23 protein-coding genes are annotated in these 22,132 nt (G+C 41.4%); 17 read left to right on the top strand and 6 right to left on the bottom strand.

The features are described 5' to 3' along the window. Nucleotides 1–473: 473 nt before the first annotated feature. The 4 genes from Q0890_RS11575 to Q0890_RS11560 form a co-directional block, all read right to left on the bottom strand. Nucleotides 474–1,319 carry a metallophosphoesterase gene (locus tag Q0890_RS11575; protein WP_299221073.1) on the bottom strand — a complete coding sequence of 282 codons (846 nt, stop codon included), beginning with the start codon at nt 1,317–1,319 and terminating at the stop codon, nt 474–476. A gap of 195 nt (nt 1,320–1,514) precedes the next feature. After that, a complete protein-coding gene (locus tag Q0890_RS11570; RefSeq protein WP_299221072.1) occupies nt 1,515–2,321 on the bottom strand; it encodes a metal ABC transporter permease in 807 nt (268 codons plus the stop codon). 89 nt (nt 2,322–2,410) lie between these two features. Then, nucleotides 2,411–3,184 (bottom strand): metal ABC transporter ATP-binding protein, encoded by a 774-nt coding sequence (locus Q0890_RS11565; RefSeq protein ID WP_299221070.1) that lies wholly within the window; start codon nt 3,182–3,184, stop codon nt 2,411–2,413. Between the two features lie 60 nt (nt 3,185–3,244). Beyond that, nucleotides 3,245–3,772: a transcriptional repressor gene (locus Q0890_RS11560; RefSeq protein WP_299221068.1), complete on the bottom strand. Its 528-nt coding sequence runs from the start codon at nt 3,770–3,772 to the stop codon at nt 3,245–3,247. A 337-nt stretch (nt 3,773–4,109) separates the two neighbouring features. Between Q0890_RS11560 and Q0890_RS11555 the strand changes: the two genes are divergently transcribed. The 13 genes from Q0890_RS11555 (at nt 4,110) to Q0890_RS11495 (ending at nt 17,099) form a co-directional block, all read left to right on the top strand. After that, nucleotides 4,110–4,904 carry a zinc ABC transporter substrate-binding protein gene (locus tag Q0890_RS11555; RefSeq protein ID WP_299221066.1) on the top strand — a complete coding sequence of 265 codons (795 nt, stop codon included), beginning with the start codon at nt 4,110–4,112 and terminating at the stop codon, nt 4,902–4,904. 283 nt (nt 4,905–5,187) lie between these two features. Next, the gene (locus tag Q0890_RS11550) at nt 5,188–5,586 is read left to right on the top strand and encodes an ATP synthase subunit I (RefSeq protein WP_299221064.1); all 399 of its coding nucleotides are present in this window, start codon (nt 5,188–5,190) and stop codon (nt 5,584–5,586) included. A gap of 727 nt (nt 5,587–6,313) precedes the next feature. Continuing rightward, the gene (gene atpB, locus Q0890_RS11545) at nt 6,314–7,180 is read left to right on the top strand and encodes a F0F1 ATP synthase subunit A (protein ID WP_299221063.1); all 867 of its coding nucleotides are present in this window, start codon (nt 6,314–6,316) and stop codon (nt 7,178–7,180) included. A 33-nt stretch (nt 7,181–7,213) separates the two neighbouring features. Further along, the gene (atpE, locus tag Q0890_RS11540; RefSeq protein WP_010197960.1) at nt 7,214–7,462 is read left to right on the top strand and encodes a F0F1 ATP synthase subunit C; all 249 of its coding nucleotides are present in this window, start codon (nt 7,214–7,216) and stop codon (nt 7,460–7,462) included. Nucleotides 7,463–7,579: 117 nt separating this feature from the next. Continuing rightward, nucleotides 7,580–8,050, top strand: a complete 471-nt coding sequence (locus Q0890_RS11535; RefSeq protein WP_299221061.1) for a F0F1 ATP synthase subunit B — start codon at nt 7,580–7,582, stop codon at nt 8,048–8,050. Between the two features lie 13 nt (nt 8,051–8,063). Further along, entirely contained in the window at nt 8,064–8,687 is a 624-nt protein-coding gene (locus Q0890_RS11530) for a F0F1 ATP synthase subunit delta (RefSeq protein ID WP_299221060.1), read from the top strand. 94 nt (nt 8,688–8,781) lie between these two features. Continuing rightward, nucleotides 8,782–10,326, top strand: a complete 1,545-nt coding sequence (gene atpA, locus Q0890_RS11525; protein ID WP_299221058.1) for a F0F1 ATP synthase subunit alpha — start codon at nt 8,782–8,784, stop codon at nt 10,324–10,326. A gap of 206 nt (nt 10,327–10,532) precedes the next feature. Further along, nucleotides 10,533–11,414, top strand: coding sequence for a F0F1 ATP synthase subunit gamma (gene atpG / locus Q0890_RS11520; RefSeq protein ID WP_299221056.1), 882 nt, complete (start codon nt 10,533–10,535; stop codon nt 11,412–11,414). A gap of 50 nt (nt 11,415–11,464) precedes the next feature. Then, the gene (gene atpD, locus Q0890_RS11515) at nt 11,465–12,898 is read left to right on the top strand and encodes a F0F1 ATP synthase subunit beta (RefSeq protein ID WP_299221054.1); all 1,434 of its coding nucleotides are present in this window, start codon (nt 11,465–11,467) and stop codon (nt 12,896–12,898) included. 104 nt (nt 12,899–13,002) lie between these two features. Continuing rightward, on the top strand, nt 13,003–13,419 hold the full coding sequence (locus Q0890_RS11510; RefSeq protein WP_021812807.1) for a F0F1 ATP synthase subunit epsilon: 417 nt from the start codon (nt 13,003–13,005) through the stop codon (nt 13,417–13,419). Between the two features lie 545 nt (nt 13,420–13,964). Then, nucleotides 13,965–14,681 (top strand): response regulator, encoded by a 717-nt coding sequence (locus Q0890_RS11505; RefSeq protein WP_075103509.1) that lies wholly within the window; start codon nt 13,965–13,967, stop codon nt 14,679–14,681. 353 nt (nt 14,682–15,034) lie between these two features. Further along, nucleotides 15,035–16,723 (top strand): ATP-binding protein, encoded by a 1,689-nt coding sequence (locus Q0890_RS11500; RefSeq protein WP_299221052.1) that lies wholly within the window; start codon nt 15,035–15,037, stop codon nt 16,721–16,723. 196 nt (nt 16,724–16,919) lie between these two features. Then, complete coding sequence (locus Q0890_RS11495; protein WP_299221050.1) at nt 16,920–17,099, top strand: hypothetical protein; 180 nt, start codon at nt 16,920–16,922, stop codon at nt 17,097–17,099. 64 nt (nt 17,100–17,163) lie between these two features. Here the strand turns inward: Q0890_RS11495 and Q0890_RS11490 are convergent, their stop codons facing one another. Further along, a complete protein-coding gene (locus Q0890_RS11490) occupies nt 17,164–18,624 on the bottom strand; it encodes an ATP-binding protein (protein ID WP_299221049.1) in 1,461 nt (486 codons plus the stop codon). Between the two features lie 250 nt (nt 18,625–18,874). On the opposite strand from Q0890_RS11490, the gene rpsP reads away from it, so the two are divergent. From rpsP to rplS, 4 genes are all read left to right on the top strand, one after another. Next, nucleotides 18,875–19,147: a 30S ribosomal protein S16 gene (rpsP, locus tag Q0890_RS11485; RefSeq protein ID WP_299221048.1), complete on the top strand. Its 273-nt coding sequence runs from the start codon at nt 18,875–18,877 to the stop codon at nt 19,145–19,147. Nucleotides 19,148–19,307: 160 nt separating this feature from the next. Further along, the gene (gene rimM, locus Q0890_RS11480; RefSeq protein ID WP_299221046.1) at nt 19,308–19,841 is read left to right on the top strand and encodes a ribosome maturation factor RimM; all 534 of its coding nucleotides are present in this window, start codon (nt 19,308–19,310) and stop codon (nt 19,839–19,841) included. A gap of 75 nt (nt 19,842–19,916) precedes the next feature. Beyond that, on the top strand, nt 19,917–20,711 hold the full coding sequence (gene trmD, locus Q0890_RS11475; RefSeq protein ID WP_299221312.1) for a tRNA (guanosine(37)-N1)-methyltransferase TrmD: 795 nt from the start codon (nt 19,917–19,919) through the stop codon (nt 20,709–20,711). 136 nt (nt 20,712–20,847) lie between these two features. Then, a complete protein-coding gene (gene rplS / locus Q0890_RS11470) occupies nt 20,848–21,270 on the top strand; it encodes a 50S ribosomal protein L19 (RefSeq protein WP_299221044.1) in 423 nt (140 codons plus the stop codon). Nucleotides 21,271–21,462: 192 nt separating this feature from the next. Here rplS and Q0890_RS11465 read toward each other — a convergent pair whose 3' ends face one another. After that, the gene (locus Q0890_RS11465) at nt 21,463–22,020 is read right to left on the bottom strand and encodes a DUF4442 domain-containing protein (protein ID WP_299221043.1); all 558 of its coding nucleotides are present in this window, start codon (nt 22,018–22,020) and stop codon (nt 21,463–21,465) included. Nucleotides 22,021–22,132: the final 112 nt, after the last annotated feature.

Here is a 22,132-nt window from a genome sequence, read left to right as displayed (position 1 = left end):
ACGCTTTAAGGGATAAAACTTGAATAAGAATCAATAAAGATTATTACTTATCTTTTATAGAACGTTTTATTACAGGGTAACGCAAGTAACACAGCTGCTCTAAAGGTACGCTCATATCGATATAACAATAATAATGAACATTATCATCTAGGTATAAATAATACTGTTCATGAGTACATAGCAGGTTGCGGCTACTTGGCTAATCATCGTCTCAGCTATCCTAGCCATTATCATTTGCCTAACAGTTAACGCTAGGCGCTCCTATTCCATCTTATTTTAATATTCGTCTAATCAAAGTCTATGTAGCTTATATCAATATTTGCAGTATCGTCTATTCTATGACTATTGCCTAGTACTATTTAATAAAATGTCTCACACACTATACTAAAAACCTAAGCGCTACAAATAACAACAATCAGTAGATGACAAAGTTTTATAAACAACGATACGCACTGAACGGTTAAAACTGGCCGCTAAGTATCCAATCTTTTGACCCAGCTTGCAACCTGCCCAGTGTTGGCTAATTGCAACCAACGGTAACCAGGTAATGCACTTGTATCATAAGAGAAGTCATCTTCGTAAGGCTTAAACTGATAGCAGGTTGATGGAGTGGTATATACGGTCACCCCGTTTTGATAGCGAACTTGGTCCTGATGCGTATGACCACTAATAATCACGCGTAAATGTGGAAATGCCGCCATACGTTGCCAACAAGTAGATACATTGTCTGCAATGTGAGCATCTATCCACTCTGAGTGCATAAGCATCACATGATGATGCAATGCGATAAGGGCAGGTTTATCACAAGCACTCAATTGCGCGCATAACCAGTCAATATCTGTATCGGTCACCACACCTGCAACCTTGCCAGGAATGGCAGAATTTAGTAGCAAAAGTTGCCAGTAGTCTGTATGAATCACATGGCGACTGAGTAGACGCTCGTCTGCAGGCTGAGGGATAAGTTGGCGCTGAGAGTAGGGCTGTTTGCCATCGAGCTCATCTGTTACATCATGATTGCCAGCGATACAAGCAAAAGGAATACCAGTATCGTGCAATAACCTAAAAATATAATCGTAAATAGCAGGCTTGACCACATTAACCAAATCACCTGTGACTAAAATCAAATCACAGCGAATATCTTCGCTCAACGCTTGAGCTAATACTGCTTCAAAACTGTAGGTACAGCAGCATTCAGACGTTGGATGTCGGTCGGTTGTCTCTTGTACTGCTTGTACAGTAGATAAATGCATATCCGTAATCTGTAGCACATTTACCTGACCATCTGAGCTGCTGATTTTACGAGCAGGATAACTTGGCATAAGGTCGATCCCTTTACGTCAAGACAATTAAAGCCTAAGAAAACCACTATAAAGAATAATAATGCAAACTTATAGCACAAAAGTTATGTAATCTCTAGCTTTAAATGCCAGACAAGGTTCATAAGTTATTAAAGAATAATGTCAAAGAATTCCATTGCTTAAAACCACTTTATAAATTAACACCATTTAGTGAAACTAAGTACGTATTTTAGTCGCTATCTTGGTGGTTAATAGAGCCATAAAAAACAAGACCGCCAATACTAAAACTATAGCAAGTCCCGTCTGTATATCAAGCCAAATACTGCTCCAAACACCTAGCGTCACGCCGACTTGCGCTATGATTAGTGCAAAGACGACCATCTGTTTGGGAGCTGTTGACCATAAACGTGCCGTTAAAGCGGGCAGCACTAGCAGACCACTGATCAATAAACTGCCTACTGCTTGTAGTGCAATGGCACAAAAACCCGCCAATACACCCATAAAAAACAGGCGCTGTTTTGTCGGATCGACCCCTTGAATGCGAGCAAGAGCTTCATGAGTGGCAAGTTTTATTTGAGCAGGCCATATATAGGCCAAAAATACCAATCCTACTAACACACTACCAGCGATTAATGGCAAATCAGCCCAATCAAGCTCAAGTAAATTGCCAAACAAAAACCCTAAAACATTTGCTTGCTGATCAGTAAGCTGAGTTAAGGTTAATAGCCCTAAGCACAATAAAGACACTGCTACTACTGCCAGCACCGCATCGGTCGGTAAGCGTTCATCTTCCATTAATATCAGACCTAACACTACTAGCACGCTGACTATCGCAATACCGATACCCGTTGGCAATTGCCACCAAACTGCAATCGCGACCCCTAGTAGTGTTCCATGAGCCAAAGCATCAGCGAAAAAAGCCATTCGTCGCCACAATACCAAACAGCCGAGTGGTGCTGATAATAGGCCTAAAATACTGCCGGCAATCCAAGCAGGGGCAATGATAGCTAACCAAGCAGTCATAAAAGATATATCCGTTTAGATGTTAATAGAGTTTTTAGTAGTTTGTTAGGGGCTATTAATCGATATAGAGTATGTTCTGATTTTGGTTATTAAAGCTCGCTTGGCGCATGATGCTCGCAAGCGTGCGGCTGATGTACATAAGGCTGCTCATAATGATGACCAAATAATTTTTGAAATTCAGCAGTAATGGCAAGCTCACTGGGTTGACCTTCGCAGCAAATATGCTTATTTAAGCAAATAACGCGTCGGCTGCCTTTCATAACCCAGTGTAAGTCATGTGACACCACTAGCATAGCGCAACGCAAAAAATCTGGCAGCTCATCGATAAACTGGTAAAGCCAAACCTCAGTATCGGGATCTAACCCTTGCATTGGCTCATCTAGAATGAGTAAATTTGGCTTATCTAGTAAGGCTCGTGCCAGTAGTACGCGCTGAGTTTCACCGCCAGAAAGATGCAGCATCTGCCGCGATAACAGATGATTTAAGGATAAATTATCAAAAATAAACTGGCGTTGTTCTGATGTCAAACGACGTTTATCTGCCTGCGCCAATAGGTCTTTTACACGCAATGGCAAAATAGGTGGCACTGTAAAACGCTGCGGCACATAACCAAGTTGTAGTGGTTGATGAGCGACAATCTTACCGGCTGTAGGTGTGATGAGACCTAAGATAAGCTTGACCAAGGTTGACTTACCAGCACCGTTTGGACCGATTAGACTGACAGTTTCATTAATAGCAATATCGATATTGATGTTCTTAACCAAGCACTGTGGGCCAATATGGTAATTAATACCATTTAAGCTCAGTAACGGTAACCCATTAGAGGTGAGTTGCTTATTAGACGATTGCGCTAAAAGGCTCATAAAATAACAGCCGAAAATTAAATAAAAGTAAGAAGAAAGTCTAAACAGAACAGAGATGTTCTATTGGCAACTTTGACAGCGACCGCTAATCTCAATGACACTACGAGAAACCATAAAACCAGCATCTTGCTCTGCAAAACTCATCATCTCTTGTACTGGCAGGCTACTACACTCTTGTACACGCTGGCACGCTTCACAGATTAAAAACGCAGCAGTATGCTCGTCACGTGGATGGCAACAAGGGACGTATGCATTGATCGAAGTTAATTGATGAATCAATCCCTCACCCAACAAAAACTCTAAGCTACGATAAACAGTTGGCGGTGCTACATTTTTTCGGACCTGTTCTTTTTCATTGTTAGCACTCGCCGTCGTACGCATTTGTTGCAGCTCTGTGATTAAGTCATACGCACCTATTGGCTTATTGGCTTGCAATATCAAAGCATATATCTGCTGACGCAGCGGAGTAAAGCGTACACTGCGCAATCGGCATTGAGCTTTAGCAGTCTCTAAACGTTCAGTCACATCACGTGACGAAAAGTGTTGAACATCATGCAAGTGTTCGCAAACAGATGAAGTGGAAGACATTGTGTAGACTCCAAAAAACGATAATACAGCCAAAACGGTCAAAAACTAATAACAATAAATTATGTTAGCCATTTTTAATGTTATAGTATAACATAATAAAAATTAAAAAATCAGTATTGCTGATGATTGAATTGTTTTTTCAGACCCAAACTTTTTTAGACCATACTTATAGGGCAGTTATCCGATGAATGCTAATCCCCAAAACCTTAGCAAACCAAATAATGAAAGTCAGTACTTTCAAAGTAGAGTACGTCCTTTCTTTTTTTATAGGTTAGGACAGTTTTTGTGTCAACCCAAATACGTATTGACAGTCATATTGATGCTTTTAAGTTCGTTCATGATGACGGTGCAAGCAGCGACCGTTAGCGTCAGTAACTACCCTTTATTTTTATTAAGTGAAGCGGTCACTGAGGGCGCACCGTCAGCCAATCGATTATTGCAAGCAGGGGAGGTCGGCCACCATGGCAGTATTAGCCCTAGTGATATCAAAGCAATTCAAGACAGTAAGTTTGTTGTATGGTTTGGTGAGCCGTTGGAGAACAATCTTGCATCAAGCTTAAACACTGCACCGAATGCCATTTCCTTATTTAGTTTTGATGCTTTTAACCGTCATCCATTACGTGATGTTAAAGGCCAACCTATCGCAAACACTTTAGATCCACATATTTGGCTCGATCCTGAAAACGCCAAAGCCATCACACGAGCACTGGCAGTGATTCACAGTCATGCAAATCCTCAGCACAAGAATTTGTATCAAGCCAATGCAAAGAAGTTTGCCCAGCGACTGGATAGAGCTGTAGCATCAGCACAGTTGAATGACCAAAAAGTCGCTCCTTATTGGGCTTATCATGATGCTTACCAATATATCGAAAAGGCGTTGCAATTACAGCTTGCTGGTAGCTTAAGCATGGATCATCATTTGGCACCTAAAGCCAGTCAGATACGTTGGCTTAACGAGCAGCGTCCAGTCAAGCAAATGTGTTTGGTGAGTCCTAGCGTTCCGGCTAAAGGCTTGCTTGCTAAGCTTCAGCCAGTAAAGACGACTGTGCAACCTGAAGATATGAGTGGTAGTAAAGACTTTGTGGATGGCTGGAGTGATATGGCTCAAGAAATACGTAACTGTATGTCTTAGTATCTAAAAAACGTTACAATATCTAAAGTGGTAAGTGGGCCAAGTTGGCATTTAAGGATTGTTTAATATGTCTATAACCTATTAATTAACAATAACAAATTAAAGGTTTGATATTTGCCATATATTACTTGCTAATTATCTGGTTGCTCCTTATAATAAGTGGCGTTTTATTTTGGTTAAAAGGTTATATCTATATAGTGAACCGTTCATAGAGAAGTATGCCATTTACACGCTACTATCATCTAAATGCTACGGTTATTATTCTAATACTATAGGTAAGCTGATGACCAAACCTGCCAAACGTACGCAAAGAGATCAAATCGGCGTCTATATTAAACGCCAAGCTTGGATACTATTTATCCTTATTATCATCGCTTGGATTGTAGATGCCAGTTGGCTGAGCAGTGATCTTGTCGTAGCGAAAAGCGCTGCCATTGGGGCGCTATTAAGTTTTGTTACTCAAGCTGTATTTGCTGGATTTATCTTTTGGTACACAGGATATCGCGCGCGCGGGCACATTGTCAGCCAGCTATATCGAGGTCAAATGGCCAAATGGTTATTGACTGTGTTTGGTTTCGCACTAATTTTTATTACCATACGACCCCTGTCAGCGCCTGCGCTCTTCATCGGTTTTATGGTAATGCAGATTAGTCACAGTTGGATGTTGTGGCATATACGTTAATGATAAATGACAGTCGCTTATGATAATTTTCTAAGCTTTTGTGTTTATCCAATATAACGTCATATTTATTCTATAAATATAATGCTGTTAGTAGCATAAAAATGTCATCCTGCCGTCCAGCTTCTCTACGACTAAGTCGAAAATTGATAAATGATGTGTTTTGAAATTTTGCAAAAAATACTAACTACTATAAATATGATTGCTTAATAATAATGTTTTACAATTTAATTAAGGGCGCAAGACCATATTGTTAAACGTTACAAGCTAGTATGATGATTACATAGCAGATAAAAAACACATAATTGCCTTTACACGAATACTACGCTGCATTAAGATAGGCAGCTAATTATTTTGCTTAAACGTGCTGTATTGAGCACATATCTTGCAAATCAAGGTATCGGCAAACACTAATATGATAACTTTAAGTACGTTTATGTGCAGATGCTAAGGGCTAGTAATGAATACTCATAAGCCCTTTTTTGATAACTAAATTTTATTGAAGTCTGTCAAAAACCAGTAACTGCACCAGAAGTATGGGTTGGATGTTGTTGATTACATGAGAGTGCGAACACGATTTATTTGTAGATAATATGAACGAATAAGATGATATTAAGCTTCTTAAAAGTTCAGTTAGGGTTAGGCAAATATTGTTGTTAGTATGCTTATCAGATGACAACCGTATTCTTTGGTAGTTGATTCAATCGTTGATTAATAAGAAGCTTATATTATGGCAGCCGAGCAAACATCATCAGAATATATCTCTCACCACTTAACGAACTGGACGTATGGCTATTTGCCAGGCGAAGGTTGGAAAGTTGCCTATACTGCTGAAGAAGCGGGACAAATGGGCTTTAATGCTATCCACCTTGATTCTATGCTATGGTCAATTGGTCTGGGTATTTTATTTTGTGCCATCTTTTGGATGGTTGCCAAAAAAGTAACTTCAGGTGTGCCAAGCAAAACTCAAGCGGCAGTTGAACTAATCGTTGAGTTTGTTGATAACAACGTTCGCGATTCTTATAGTGGTACCTCAAAGTTGATTGCACCTTTGGCATTGACCATTTTTGTATGGATCTTCTTGATGAACCTAATGGATTTATTGCCTATCGACTTTATCCCAAGTCTAGCAGGCCAGATTGGTGCCGCGATGGGTCATGATCCACACCATGTGTTCTTTAAGATTGTGCCAACAACTGATCCCAACATCACACTTGGCATGTCATTCTCTGTCTTTTTGTTAATTCTTTTTTATAGCATCAAAGAAAAGGGCGTGGGCGGTTTCGTTGGTGAGTTAACCCTACATCCGTTTAGTGCCAAGAATCCTATCTTACAAATTATTTTAATCCCCATCAATTTCATCTTAGAAGCCGTTACCTTAATTGCAAAGCCTGTCTCATTAGGTTTGCGTTTATTCGGTAACATGTATGCTGGGGAATTGATTTTCATACTGATTGCTCTAATGCCGTTTTGGATTCAATGGGCGTTATCGGTACCGTGGGCTATCTTCCACATTTTGATTATTACACTTCAAGCGTTCGTATTTATGATGTTGACGATAGTTTACTTATCGCTTGCATCATCAACTGAACATTAATTAGACATTCAATAGGTAAATGAGGATACATCAATGGATCCAGTATTAGGTGGTTACACAGTTATCGCAGTAGCGTTACTTATCGGTCTTGGTGCACTTGGCACAGGTATTGGTTTTGCTATTTTAGGTGGTAAGTTCTTAGAAGGGGTTGCGCGTCAACCAGAGCTTGGCTCACAATTGCAAACTCGTATGTTCATCGTAGCAGGTCTTTTGGATGCTATTCCGATGATCGGTGTTGGTATTGCTATGCTATTGTTGTTCGCTAACCCTCTAGCAGGTTAATCCGAAAGCTCAGTTGTAAATGTTTGGTATTTAGAGATTTTCTATCAAATATAGTCAAGATCTGACTGCCAAACATGATCAATGAAACTGATTTTTCATTAACAAAGAGGTGATCACGTGAATATCAATTTTACCCTCGTCGGTCAAGCCATTGCTTTTGCAATATTTGTGATTTTTTGCATGAAATTCGTGTGGCCACCACTTATTGGGGCCATTAACGAGCGTCAGCGTAAAATTGCTGAAGGCCTAAACGCCGCAGAAAAAGCAAAAGCAGATTTGGCAACCGCGGAGCAAGATGTCCAGCAGGAACTTGATCTTGCAAAGAATAAAGCTGCTGCTTTAATCGAGCAAGCTAATAAGAGTGCCAACCAGCTTGTCGAAGATGCAAAAACGCAAGCGCAAGCAGAAGGCGAGCGTATTCGTCAACAAGCGCAAGCGTCTATCGAGCAAGAAATTAACCAAGCGCGTGAATCATTACGTGCTCAAGTAGCTGAACTGGCTGTACTTGGTGCAGAAAAGATTTTGCAAGACAAAGTCGATGAGCAAAAACATGCCAGTATGCTAGATCAACTGGCGGCGAAGCTGTAATTGTGAGGATATCATGGCTGACTTATCAACCTTAGCACGACCGTACGCTAAAGCCGCGTTTGACTATGCCAACGAAAATGGGGTAGTAAATGAGTGGGAAAACTTCTTGTTTATTGCCAGTCACGTTGTCAATGACAAGTCGTTCAGTACTTGGCTGGAAAATCCAGCTGTTTCTGCTGAGCATAAGTCAGCTGCGCTGACTGATCTTTATGACTCACAAGTAGCTGGTGATAGCGACTCTGCTTTTAAACAGCTACTAGGCGAGAGTAAAGGCTCTCACTCTGGTAATAGTATTAGCTATTCTAAAGTGTCACCAGCCCTTGATAATTTCATTAAGCAGTTGGCACAACAAGAACGTCTGGCACTGCTTCCTGAAGTTTATGAGCATTATCGCCGTCATAAGGCCATAAGCTTAAAACAGCTGGACGCATATGTGACTTCTGCCTATCCATTGACTGATGCTCAGCGTGACATGATTCAGACGCGTCTTGCTGCATCGCTAAATGCTAGCGTAGTAATTCACGAGTCAGTTGATCCAAGTTTATTGGCAGGTGCTACGATCAAAGTCGGTGACAAAATTATCGATGATTCAATGCGCGGCAAGTTACAACAGTTAAAAACACAGCTAACTGCCTAATGCCATTCAGTGGCGCAGATCTTATAAGATCTGCGTGAACATAAGAGCATTTAAGTCAGTGGGCGGGTTATCATAAATTAAAGGAAACAAGGCAATGCAACAATTGAATCCAGCGGAAATCAGTAACCTGATTAAGCAGCGTATTCAAGACCTTGATGCGGGTGCAACTGCAAAGAATGAAGGCACGATTGTCAAAGTATCTGACGGTATCGTGCAGATTCATGGTCTTGAAGATGCCATGTACGGCGAAATGATTGAGTTTGAAGGCGAAATCTATGGAATGGCGCTTAACTTAGAGCGTGATTCTGTCGGCGCGGTAGTACTTGGTGATTACCTACAGCTGCAAGAAGGTCAAAAAGCCTATTGTACTGGTCGTATTCTAGAAGTACCAGTAGGTCCTGAGATGCTAGGCCGTGTTGTAGATGCTTTGGGTAATCCTATTGATGGCAAAGGTCCTATCGATGCCAAAATGACGGACAAAGTTGAAAAGATTGCTCCAGGTGTTATTGATCGTCAATCAGTTGATCAACCAGTTATGACGGGTTATAAAGCTGTTGATACCATGATCCCGATTGGTCGTGGTCAGCGTGAGCTTATCATTGGTGACCGTCAGACGGGTAAAACCGCAATGGCTATCGATGCGATCATCGCCCAGAAATCATCTGGCATTAAGTGTGTCTATGTCGCTGTTGGTCAAAAACGCTCTACCATTGCAAACGTCGTACGTAAGCTTGAGCAGACTGGTGCCTTAGAATACACCACCGTTGTTGTCGCTTCAGCGTCAGAGCCAGCGGCTCTACAGTACATTGCACCTTACTCAGGTTGTACAATGGGTGAATACTTCCGTGATCGCGGTGAAGATGCTCTAATCGTATTTGATGACTTGTCAAAACAAGCGGTAGCGTATCGTCAGATTTCACTATTGTTACGTCGTCCGCCAGGTCGTGAAGCGTATCCTGGTGACGTATTCTATTTACACTCACGTTTACTTGAGCGTGCATCGCGCGTCAACGCGGACTATGTAGAAAACTTTACCAATGGTGAAGTAAAAGGTAAAACGGGTTCTTTAACTGCACTACCTATTATCGAAACCCAAGCAGGTGACGTATCAGCATTCGTACCGACTAACGTGATCTCGATCACTGACGGTCAGATATTCTTAGAGTCAAGCCTATTTAACTCAGGTATTCGTCCTGCTGTTAACGCTGGTATCTCAGTTTCTCGTGTTGGTGGTTCTGCACAGACAAAAATCATCAAAAAGCTCTCTGGTGGTATTCGTACCGCGCTAGCACAGTATCGTGAATTGGCTGCGTTTGCTCAGTTCGCCTCTGACCTTGATGATGCCACTCGTGAACAGCTTGATCATGGTGAGCGTGTCACTGAACTTATGAAGCAAAAACAGTATCAACCAATGTCTGTTTCTGAGCAAGCAGCGGTTATCTATGCTTCAAACGAAGGGTTCTTAGCCGATGTGCCAGTAGAAAAGATTGGTGCTTTCGAAGAAGCTTACTTACGCTACATGCATGATGAGCAAAGTGAATTGATGCGCGAGATTGATGATACTGCGAATTACAATGATGATATCGCAGGTCGTTTAAAGGCAGCAGTACAGACTTTTAAACAAAATCACAGTTATTAATTTAATGGGTTAGGCCGGATTGGTTATAATTTAGTCGTTAAAGGTGGCGCGTCGTTTAAACAGACACTTGCGCCACTATTTTAACCATCGACGGTATTAGTCGCGTTATGCAAAACAGATAATGATTATTCTGATAGAGTGATACTATATCTTGATCATATGTTGCATGCGCAAATGCTTTTTAACCCTCTTATATTGGAATCATTATGGCAAGCTTAAAAGAGATACGTGCCAAAGTCACCAGTATTAAAAGCACCCAAAAAATTACTCGCGCTATGCAAATGGTAGCGGCAAGTAAGATGCGCCGTGCTCAAGAGCGCATGGAAGTGGGTCGCCCGTATGCTGATAGTATGCGCCGGGTTATTTCACATTTGGTGCATGCTTCATCAGACTACAAACACCCATATATGGTATCGCGTCCGGTCAACAAGGTTGGCTATATCGTTATTACCTCTGATCGTGGTTTGGCGGGTGGTTTGAATATTAACCTATTCAAAGCTTTATCCAAAAGTATTCAAGATTATCAAGACCAGTCTGTGCAAACTGAGTTTGCAGTTATTGGCGCTAAGGGTGTGAGTTTTTTCAAAAACTTTGGTGGTAAAGTGACGTCGGCGGTGACTGACTATGGCGATAAACCAACGTTTGAGCAAATAAACGCACCCGTTCAAGCCATGCTTGAAGATTATAGTAACGGCAATATTGACCGTATTTATGTGGTATATAACCAGTTCGTTAATGCCATGACTCAAAAGCCAACCGTTAATCAATTGGTTCCTCTGCCAGAGCACTCGTTTGATGATGAAGAAAGTGGCATACAGACAGAGCTTAGCTGGGACTATATCTACGAGCCTGATATCAAGACATTGATTGATGAGTTGCTTGGTCGCTATATTGAGTCGATTGTTTATCAAGCGGTAATGGAAAACATCGCTTCTGAGCAATCTTCACGTATGGTTGCGATGAAAGCGGCAACAGATAATGCTGGTGACCTTATTAACGATTTACAGTTGGTTTATAACAAGCTGCGTCAAGCAGCGATTACCCGAGAAATTTCGGAGATCGTTGGCGGTGCTGCTGCTGTTTCATAATTGAAACCCTTTATAAAACCTACTATATACAGAAGTTCAAGGAGAACGCAATGAGTAGCGGTCGTATTGTACAGATTATTGGCGCGGTTCTTGACGTTGAGTTTGACCGTAACGAAGTTCCTCAGATTTTTGATGCCTTGCAAGTAGATGGTACCGAAACCACCCTAGAAGTACAGCAACAGCTAGGTGATGGTATCGTACGGACTATTGCAATGGGTTCAACTGAAGGTCTAAAGCGCAACCTACCAGTGACCAACACTGGCGCGGCTATTTCTGTACCAGTTGGTACAGGTACGCTAGGCCGTATTATGGATGTCCTTGGTCGTCCTATCGATGAAGAAGGTCCAGTTGTCGCTGACGAAAAATGGTCGATTCACCGTGATGCACCAAGCTATGCGGATCAGTCAAACAGTACTGAGCTGCTAGAGACTGGTATCAAAGTCATCGATTTGCTTTGCCCGTTTGCTAAAGGTGGTAAAGTTGGTCTATTTGGTGGTGCTGGGGTTGGTAAAACCGTCAACATGATGGAGCTGATCAACAACATCGCTCTTAAGCATGAAGGCCTATCAGTATTTGCTGGTGTTGGTGAGCGTACGCGTGAAGGTAATGATTTTTATCACGAAATGCAAGAAGCGGGCGTTGTCAACACTGAAGACTTTAGTAAATCTAAAGTTGCGATGGTATATGGTCAGATGAATGAGCCACCAGGTAACCGTCTACGTGTTGCATTGTCTGGTTTGACGATGGCTGAGTACTTCCGTGATACCAAAGATCCTGCCACTGGCAAAGGTCGTGACGTCCTTCTGTTTGTTGATAACATTTATCGTTATACACTAGCAGGTACTGAAGTATCAGCACTACTTGGTCGTATGCCATCAGCGGTTGGTTATCAGCCAACACTTGCTGAAGAGATGGGTATGCTACAAGAACGTATTACTTCAACTCAATCAGGCTCTATCACATCAGTACAAGCGGTATACGTACCTGCGGATGACTTGACGGATCCATCACCAGCAACGACGTTTGCTCACTTGGATGCAACAGTTGTACTAAGTCGTGATATCGCTTCACAAGGTATCTATCCGGCGGTTGATCCATTAGATTCAACGTCACGTCAGCTAGATCCACAAGTCATCGGTGAAGAGCACTATAATGTTGCTCGTGGTGTTCAGGAAGTCCTACAGCGCTATAAAGAGCTAAAAGACATTATCGCTATTCTAGGTATGGATGAGCTGTCAGAAGAAGATAAATTGGTTGTTTATCGCGCTCGTAAGATCCAGCGTTTCTTGTCACAGCCATTCCACGTAGCAGAAGTATTCACTGGTGCGCCTGGTAAATATGTACCACTGCGCGATACTATTGCTAGCTTTAAAGCAATTATCGCTGGCGAATACGATGATCTACCAGAGCAAGCGTTTTACATGGCTGGCGGTATTGATGAAGTAGTCGCTAAAGCGGAAAAAATGAAATCTACTGCAGCGTAAGTTGTATTAGCATTTGCTAAACTGCGGGTAGGCCGATACCAGTCCACTCGCAAGTAGATAACGCATCGCAGTTTTGATTGTGTTTTGATCGTAAGGAGTTAAATATGGCAACGTTACAATGTCGCGTCGTAAGTGCTCGTGAAGAGTTGTATTCGGGCGAAATCAGCATGTTAATAGCTACGGGTACCGAAGGCGAGATTGGTGTATTGCCAGGTCACACACCGCTTATTACTTTGCTAAAACCAGGTGCGATGCGAGTGCAAACACCAAATGGTGAAGAAGAAGTGATTTACGTATCAGGCGGCGTGTTAGAAGTACAGCCAAAGATGGTTACTGTATTAGCAGACACTGCCATGCGTGCACATAACCTTGACGAAAGTAAAATCGTTGAAGCACGTAAAAAAGCGGAACAAATGCTGGTCAACCAGTCTGATACCGTACAAACTAATGCGGCCTTGGCTTCATTAGCAGAATCAGTAGCCCAGCTGCAAACGATTCGTAAATACAAAAACCGCGCTTAATTTGCTGTCTACAATATTGAATAGTAGTTTTTATTCAGTATTTGACAATAAAATAGTAAAAAAACAGTCCATAATGGGCTGTTTTTTTTATGGTGTACAGAATGTTTATAAATAGGATTAAGGATTTAATAAAATATTTCTACCCAATCAGTATATTTGGTTGGCATAAGTAGGTATTTCATATTTTCCGTTAGGTTAATAATAGCAGTATCGACCATAAAAATAAGCTCTTTTGGTGATATTGTAAAGAATGGTGTTAGCCTACAATAGAGACGCTTTTTTTATCATGTTTAACTGCTAGTCGATTAATGCTACTCTTCATTAAGCAAATAACTAAATAGTTAAAATTACTGGACGTTAACTAAACTTATAGGATATGTTCTTTATAGGTTTTGTTAACGACAATAAGCTATAGTATAGGAAGCTGACTATTTGATAGTATACTGTGTTACCACAATTGCATCATTCATAAGAACATCAATTGTTCCATTTTATTGTGCTACTAATTACCTGCTATTAATTTTTATACATTATAGGACACACCAATGACAACGACTGAAGAAGACAACACACTCCGAATTTTGATTGTTGAAGATGATGAACGTTTAGCTATGTTAACTCAAGATTATCTGGTTAAAAATGGCTTAGAAGTAGCGATCGAGACTGATGGCAATCGCGCCATTCGCCGTATCGTTAATGAACAACCAGATTTAGTAGTACTTGATGTTATGCTTCCTGGTAGTGATGGTTTGACTGTTTGTCGTGAAGTGCGTCCCCATTATCAAAATCCAATTTTGATGCTGACGGCGCGTACAGAAGATATGGATCAAGTATTGGGTCTTGAGATGGGCGCTGACGATTATGTCGCCAAGCCTGCTCAACCACGTGTATTGTTGGCACGTATTCGTGCGTTACTACGTCGTTCTGAAAATGCGCCATCAGAAGATGTGCCACAACGCCTAGAATTTGGTGAGCTGGTCATCGACAATGGCGGTCGATCTGTGACATTGAGCGACGAGTTAGTCGACTTTACCAGCGCTGAATATGACCTACTATGGCTACTTGCTTCTAACGCTGGTCGTATCTTATCGCGCGAAGACATTTTTGAGCGCCTACGCGGCATTGAATATGACGGTCAGGATCGTTCTATTGATGTGCGTATCTCACGTATTCGTCCTAAGATTGGTGATGATCCAGAGAACCCTAAACGTATTAAAACAGTACGTAGTAAAGGTTATTTATTCGTTAAAGAGGGTAATTGATCTTGTCTTAATGACAGTCATAGTGAGTAATTATCATTTTCTTCACGAGAAACCAGCTCCTTGCTGGTTTTTTTGTGGCTAAAGTTTAAGTTTTTGAACTTAAGACAGGTGTTATGTGGTTTAATTGAGCGGTAATTATTGAGCAGTAATTATGGACGCCAGCTCAATACACATTATATAGATATGGTTTTAAGTCAGTCATTGTATTATGGTTAGGTTGTTTACATGTAATGATAAAATACGGTCTTCAATCTTTCATCTTTATCTAACAGTGCTTGATATCGTTTGCGATGGAAAGGTTTTAGTCAAAACGATACTAGCGATTATTACTCAACAGTTTGGTCACGGCACGTATGTCATTAGTTTCTTCTTTAAAACACAGTATTTTTGTTCGAATTTATGCCGGTCTATTAATAGTCTGTCTATGCGTGGCCTTATTTGCCCAATTATTAATGGATACCATTAATAAGGAACGTGTACAAACTTATCGTGAAGATATGGCTACAGGCGCCTTTTATTTAGTTAGTGAAGGTGTGGGCCGGCAAATAAGCGACACCCAGCGCGACTATTGGTTGTCAGATGCCAGTAGTTTGTTTGGTTCAACCTTTCGTATTGTACCTGTTACCGACATCGACTTTAGCTCAAGTGAGCTGCGTCGTTTTGATAATGGAAATACTGTCGTGCGCTATAACAGTCAGCCTACTTATGCTGATGTGTATCATCGTTTGTCAGATGCCAAAAGCGTATTAACTGTTAGAATATCACAAGTCACAGAGCAGCAAGTACGAGCAATGGCCGTATTTTTGTTAGATGATTTGTCTTACTATACGACGTTGTCTGCTAAGCGTACGCGTCTACAAGAGTTAGAAGAGAAATTCTCTTTTCCGCTAGAGCTTAAGGGCGTAAATGCTTTAGGCTTAGACACTGATCAGATGGCGCGTTTACGTCGCGATGAAGTCGTTATATTGTTTCAAGATAGTAGCACCAGCCGCGGCAACTCTGCTATCAGAATAATTGTGCCTTCTGAAATCAATGATATGGCTGTTGTAATGGGTCCTGTTTCCTTATTTAACTGGTTTCCATTAAATTTAATTATCAGTATGGTACTGATAAGTATGTTCTTAATTAGCTTAGGTGTTTATGCGCTAATTTTTCCACTTGAACGTAAATTACAGCTGATTCAAGTAGGGGTTAATGAAGTTAGTCAAGGCAACTTAGATATTCAAGTACAAGTCATTGGACAAGATGAGATCGCGCGTTTATCCGCCACATTTAATGCAATGACAGAGCATATTAAACGTCTGATTGAATCACAGCGCGAGCTGACGCGCGCGGTCTCGCATGAGCTGCGTACGCCTGTTGCCCGTATTCGCTTTGCGGTCGATATGCTGGCTGATACCGATGACGAGGACTCGCGCTTTATGCAGCGTGATTATATCGACGAAGATATCGAAGCACTAAATGGATTAATTGATGAGATTTTGACCTATGCAAAGCTTGAAGAAGGCTCTCCTAAGCTAGACTTAGAACCAGTAAACCTTAGAGAGCTGGTTGAGCAGGTGGTACGCGAGACCAATGCATTGGGAAAATCTATCAAGGTCGTCGGACAACTTCCGAATGTAAAAGTCACTGCAATAGCAGATCGTCGCTATCTTCACCGCGTTATTCAAAACCTTGCTGGCAATGCGCTGCGCTATGCAGAAACAACCATAGTTATCAGTGCTGGTGTCAAAAAAGGCAATGCTTTTGTGAGTGTTGAAGATGATGGACACGGTATACCGGAGGAAGATCGTGAAAAGGTGTTTATTCCATTTTCTCGTCTAGATGATAGTCGTACCAGAGCTTCAGGAGGGTATGGGCTTGGGCTATCTATTGTTTCGCGTATCGCGTTTTGGTTTAATGGCAGTATGAAGGTAGATGAAAGTAACAGTCTTGGCGGGGCCAGATTTGTCATGACTTGGCCCATTAAACCGTTAACACAAGTGCTTGCTGCTGACGAATTAACCCAAGAAAAAAGTGATCGTGACATTAGTGGGGAGTAAACCAAAGATATCATTAACCATTAATTGATTCGTATGATAAGGCTTTAGCAACTAAAATTATTTAGAATTGTTGATAGAATCGACTATGTGACCTACTATAAGAGTAGTAGGTCACATTTTGGTAAATTGTAGTTTTATCCACGATAATATTAAGTTTACCGTTTTTTTGAGTTTGAGGCTGTATAGGAGAGATAAGATGCCTTATTTATTTGGCGGTTTAGTATTACTAAATGCTTTAATGCTTGGCTACTACTTGTTTATACAGCAACCTACTCCGACTGCGAGTTTACAGGTTGCACAAGCGGAGCTTACGCAGCCAATAACGTTTACGAATAGTGCCAAACATGTACCACCGTTAATTGGGACTAAAGAATAGCTCGCCTTTCAAACCATCTCTTTATGATGGTTTTTCGATGAATTGTCTCATATTTGTTCTTTTCTTAGCCCCCGCCATCTATTGCATTATCTGGTGTAGTCAAGTTGTCCTCAATGACCGTTTCATCAGTAACCTTAGATATTAGAGGTAGGCGTACACAAACCTGTAGTCCACCCTCAGGATGATTGATAGCTTCTACAGTACCGTGATGCAGACCTGCGATACGATTGACGATAGCCAAGCCAAGTCCACTTCCTTGCGTGGTACGTGCCGTCTCGCCACGCTCAAATGGTTGCATGATTCGCTCCAACTGATCCTCCGCGACTCCTTCACCGCAGTCACGTACACATATCATCAATTGCTCTTGAGCTTCTTGATTTACCTCGCTTTCGGTCACAATGTCAGTATCTTCTGTAACAACCGTTTCAATAAAGGTCGGTACGATACTGGCAGACAAATAAATCGGCGGCTTACCGTAACGATTTGCATTGTTCACAAGGTTTATAACTAAGCGCTTTATGGACAAGGGACGTATTGGTACAGCCTTTTGAAGCTCTGATTGATAAATAAACGGCATAGGCGCAAACTGTACAATAATCTCATTAAATATCGTGTCTAAATTGGTAAGACGTACAGGCTCATCAGATCCATCTTTCATAAAAGAGATAAACTGCTCTAAAATTGCATCCATGTCTTCAATATCATAAATCAATCCCTCACGGAAAAAGTCATCAGGCAACATCTCAGCGGTTAAACGCATGCGTGTTAGCGGTGTGCGTAGATCATGTGAGATACCAGCCAGCATGATCGTGCGTTCTTTTTGCGCTTGACTAAGCGTTGTAAAGAGACGATTAAACGCCGTATTGACCTGGCGTATCTCGGTAGGTCCTGTACGCGTTGGCAAAGTAGTCGCATGACCGAGACGAATGTAATTGGTTGCAGCACGTTGTAAGTAACGAAGCGGGCGGTTTAGCTGACGTGCTAATAAGATAATCGTTAACAAAGTCAAAATTGGCAAACCTAACAAGAATAACGCCAATAATGTTGGGCTATATTGTGAATAATAGACAACGGGCTCACGAATCCAAAAGCTTTGGTCGCGGCTGTCTTGTACCCATAGCTGAGGCGTGGGCTTAAATTTAAAATATACTTCAACTGGTCGTCCTAATTGTGCTCCAATTTCACGTTGTAAAACGTCAGTGAATACTCCTACAAAAATTTTGTTTTCAACTTGAGGAAAGTCACTAGGATTATCAACGACTACCACGTGTGAGTTGCGATACAGCCATTGTTGCATCTTTGGATTGTCCTGCCAGTCTATTCTCGCACTATTCATCAAACGCAGCTCGCTGGTTAAATAACGCGCATGGTTTTTAAGCTCTGGCAAATACAAACTGCGCCAAAAAAACCAAATAGACAGACCGACGCTGATTATAACAATAAAGGCTACCATTAAGGTTGTAAGCCAAGTACTAGAGTACGAACGTGGCAGCCAAGCAGTGCGACGAGGAGTTGGGATAATCATAGGGATTTAACGCTCTTACAGTATTGCAATAAAGTATAGTGCAATACTGCAGTAGGCGCTATGAGCTGGCTAAAAGTTATCGTTGAATATTAGACTTTGATCAATAAATAGGTGATGATATTTGTGGCCCTTGATTGCTTTTAAACCATTGTTATAATAGTCATTAAATAAACACAGTTTATGTTTTCAACAAATCAAGACTGTGATATAATTATGCCCTTTTGGTATACCTGCGAAAGAGAGAATTCACATGGTTGTTATTCGTTTAGCACGGGGCGGTGCCAAGAAACGCCCATTTTATCAAGTAGTTGTTGCTGATCAACGCCGCGCGCGTGACGGTCGCTACATTGAAAACATTGGCTTTTTTAACCCACTTGCCAAAGAGTCTGAAGAAGCAGTACGCTTAAACATGGAAGCGTATAATGCGTGGATCGCAAAAGGTGCACAGCCTTCAGATCGCGTTGCTTCATTAGCAAAAGCTTACAATAAATCAGCGACAACAAGCACTGAAGCAACTGCTTAAATGTTTGGCGTTGAGTACTTATAGTCAGTTTTTAGACTATTTAGTATGTTTAAAATAGATAGCGTAGCTGATTTGATCAGTATACGCGGTTAACTGTTTTTATTATTTAATTGCTTTTTTATTAGCACTCTCTGTTTTATTTATTGTTAGGTTAGACGTTATGTCATCTGTACCAGACGCTAGTACGCTTATGAAAATTGGTCAGCTTAAGAAACCTTATGGCATCAAAGGCTGGCTATGGGTGTTTAGCGATACAGATGATCGTTCGGATATCTTTGGTATGCAGCCGTGGTGGATAAAAACTGCCACTGGTGTTAAGCCATTGACAGTAAGTAAATGGCGTCAGCAGGGTACAGGGCTTGTGGCTCAATTTGAGCAAGTTCCTGATCGTAATATTGCTGAAACTATGAATGGTGTTGCTATCTGGGTTGCAAAAGACTCATTGCCTGAACCTGAAGAGGATGAGTTTTACTGGTCTGAACTGGTTGGACTTAGAGTTTTGAATGAGCAAGATGAGTATCTTGGTGATATTACTGAGATGTTTGAAACTGGCGCGCATGACATTATGCGGGTAGCAGCACATTCAGACAGCCTAGATAACGAAGAGCGCTTGATACCGTGGCATGCTCAAACTGTAATTGAAGTCGATATGGCCAATAAAGCAGTTCATGTGGCGTGGCCGAGCGATTATTGATTCGATCTTTACGATTGAAGCAATGATATGTTCATGCAGGTGTCATTTAGCGAGCATTACTTAAACAGAGGTCTGATGTATTTTGCTGTGATTAGTATTTTTCCTGAGATGTTTGCCACGATTCGTGAGTTTGGTATCACGGGACGAGCAGTGACTCAGGAGCAAGTCACAATTGAGTGCATCAATCCACGCGACTATACTACGGATAATTATCGCCGTATTGATGAACGTCCCTACGGTGGGGGTCCTGGTATGGTGATGATGGCTGAGCCATTATCAAAAGCAATTGAAGATGCGCGCCTGCGTGCCAGCCAGTATGGTTGCCGTATTGACAAAGCACATTGTCCAGTGATTTACATGTCACCGCAAGGACAAGTACTAAGTGAGAACAACGTGGTCAGCATGACTGAGTATGATGGCATGATTCTATTATGCGGTCGTTATGAAGGGATTGATGAGCGTTTATTATCGCAGTATGTTGATATGGAAGTGTCACTTGGTGATTATGTACTGACTGGCGGCGAGCTACCAGCAATGGTACTCATGGATAGTGTGATACGTCGTCTACCCAATATAATGGGTGATGACAAGTCAGCTGAGCAAGATTCGTTCGTCGATGGTTTGCTTGATTGTCCACATTATACTAAACCGCTTGAGTTTGCTGGTATGAAAGTGCCTAAAGTATTGCTCTCTGGACATCATGCCAATATTGCTAAATGGCGTTTTAGTCAACAGGTCGAGCGTACCAAAGTACGACGTCCAGATTTGTGGCAAGCTTTTACTCCAAATACGCAGCAAGTTGCTTGGCTAAAAGCATTGGCAAAACAAAATAGTTTAAACACAGTTAACAATGAAGATTTTGATCAATAATAAAACAGGTCATACGACAATGGCCGTTTGTTAGACCCCATTTATGTTGTATCTCGTAAATGCGTGATACGATTAATTATTACAAACAGGTGATATGCGTAAAGCCTCTATTATCTAATGTGAGGAGATAACTCTCATGAGCAACAAGCATCCATTGGTTCAGGTCATCGAAAACGAACAACTACTTGAACGCCCAAACTTTGCACCAGGTGATACTATCGTGGTTCAAGTAAAAGTACGTGAAGGTGAGCGTGAGCGTTTACAGGCCTTTGAAGGTGTGGTTATCGCTAAGCGTAACCGCGGTCTGAACTCAGCGTTTACTGTCCGTAAAATGTCAAGTGGCGTTGGTGTTGAGCGTGCATTTCAATTGCATTCACCAATCATTGATAGCATTGAAGTGAAACGCCGCGGTGCTGTTCGCCGTGCGAAACTGTACTACTTACGTGAGCGTTCTGGTAAATCAGCTCGTATTCGCGAAAAGCTTGGTGGTCGTCCAGCTGCTCAGAAAAAGACTGATGCTGGTGTACCTGATGCAGTTGAAACTGCACCTGGTATCTAAGTTTAAGCATTACGTTTAAGCTTGCCGAAGCGCTTTAGCTGTTAATATGCCGCTTAGGAGTAAAGCAACAGTAGATACAAGCCCTTATTCATAGGTTTATTTATAAATAAGCGGGCCATACCAAAAAGACAAAACCCCAATCTGAGCACATGCCAGATTGGGGTTTTTGTATGGATGGCCTTAAATTCAAACCTAGAAGTCAACATTATCTATACGATTGATTTGTTCCTTGGACTTGCTGTACTTACGCAAACGGATATAAATGGTCTTAGTGACCGTAGCGATAACTTTTTGCTGACTATCCACGATATCTGTTTGATATTCACGAAATACAGGTTCGCCGTCTTTTGCCAGCTCCTGAATAGTGGCAATTTCTGTACTAGGAATTTTCATGCGCGTTGTCACTTTGCTATTGCCAGGGGCAACGAACTCAATATGCGAGCTTTTATCCCATACTACGTACGTACTGCCAAGTTGATGCATAAGCATGAGCATATAAAAAGGATCAACCATCGAGTATAAGCTACCACCAAATTGTGTGCCGACGATGTTTTTATTCAGACTATTAAGACCCATACTGACCACACACAAGCCTTGATCTAAATCGACATGCTCAACCTTGATACCAGCGCCGACATAAGGAGCATAGGTATTAATACGCAACTTAAGTAAGTGCGGCGTTAAAAGTGGCATGACGTTCTTTTTAGTTTTACGTTTTAAATTTTCTAGGTTCTTGGGTAGGAAGCTCATATTGTTATTCCTTTATCTTTCTTAATCTTTTACGGTACGTAAAGATGCTCATATATTGATAACCATCATTTTTATTAATGATGGACTGAGCTAATTATAAACTGAACAAAAA

It is taken from the genome of uncultured Psychrobacter sp., from assembly GCF_947488565.1.
Classification (GTDB): domain Bacteria; phylum Pseudomonadota; class Gammaproteobacteria; order Pseudomonadales; family Moraxellaceae; genus Psychrobacter; species Psychrobacter saeujeotis.
Note: the sequence above shows the minus strand (reverse complement) of the source record. Positions and strands in the feature narration are given on the sequence as shown.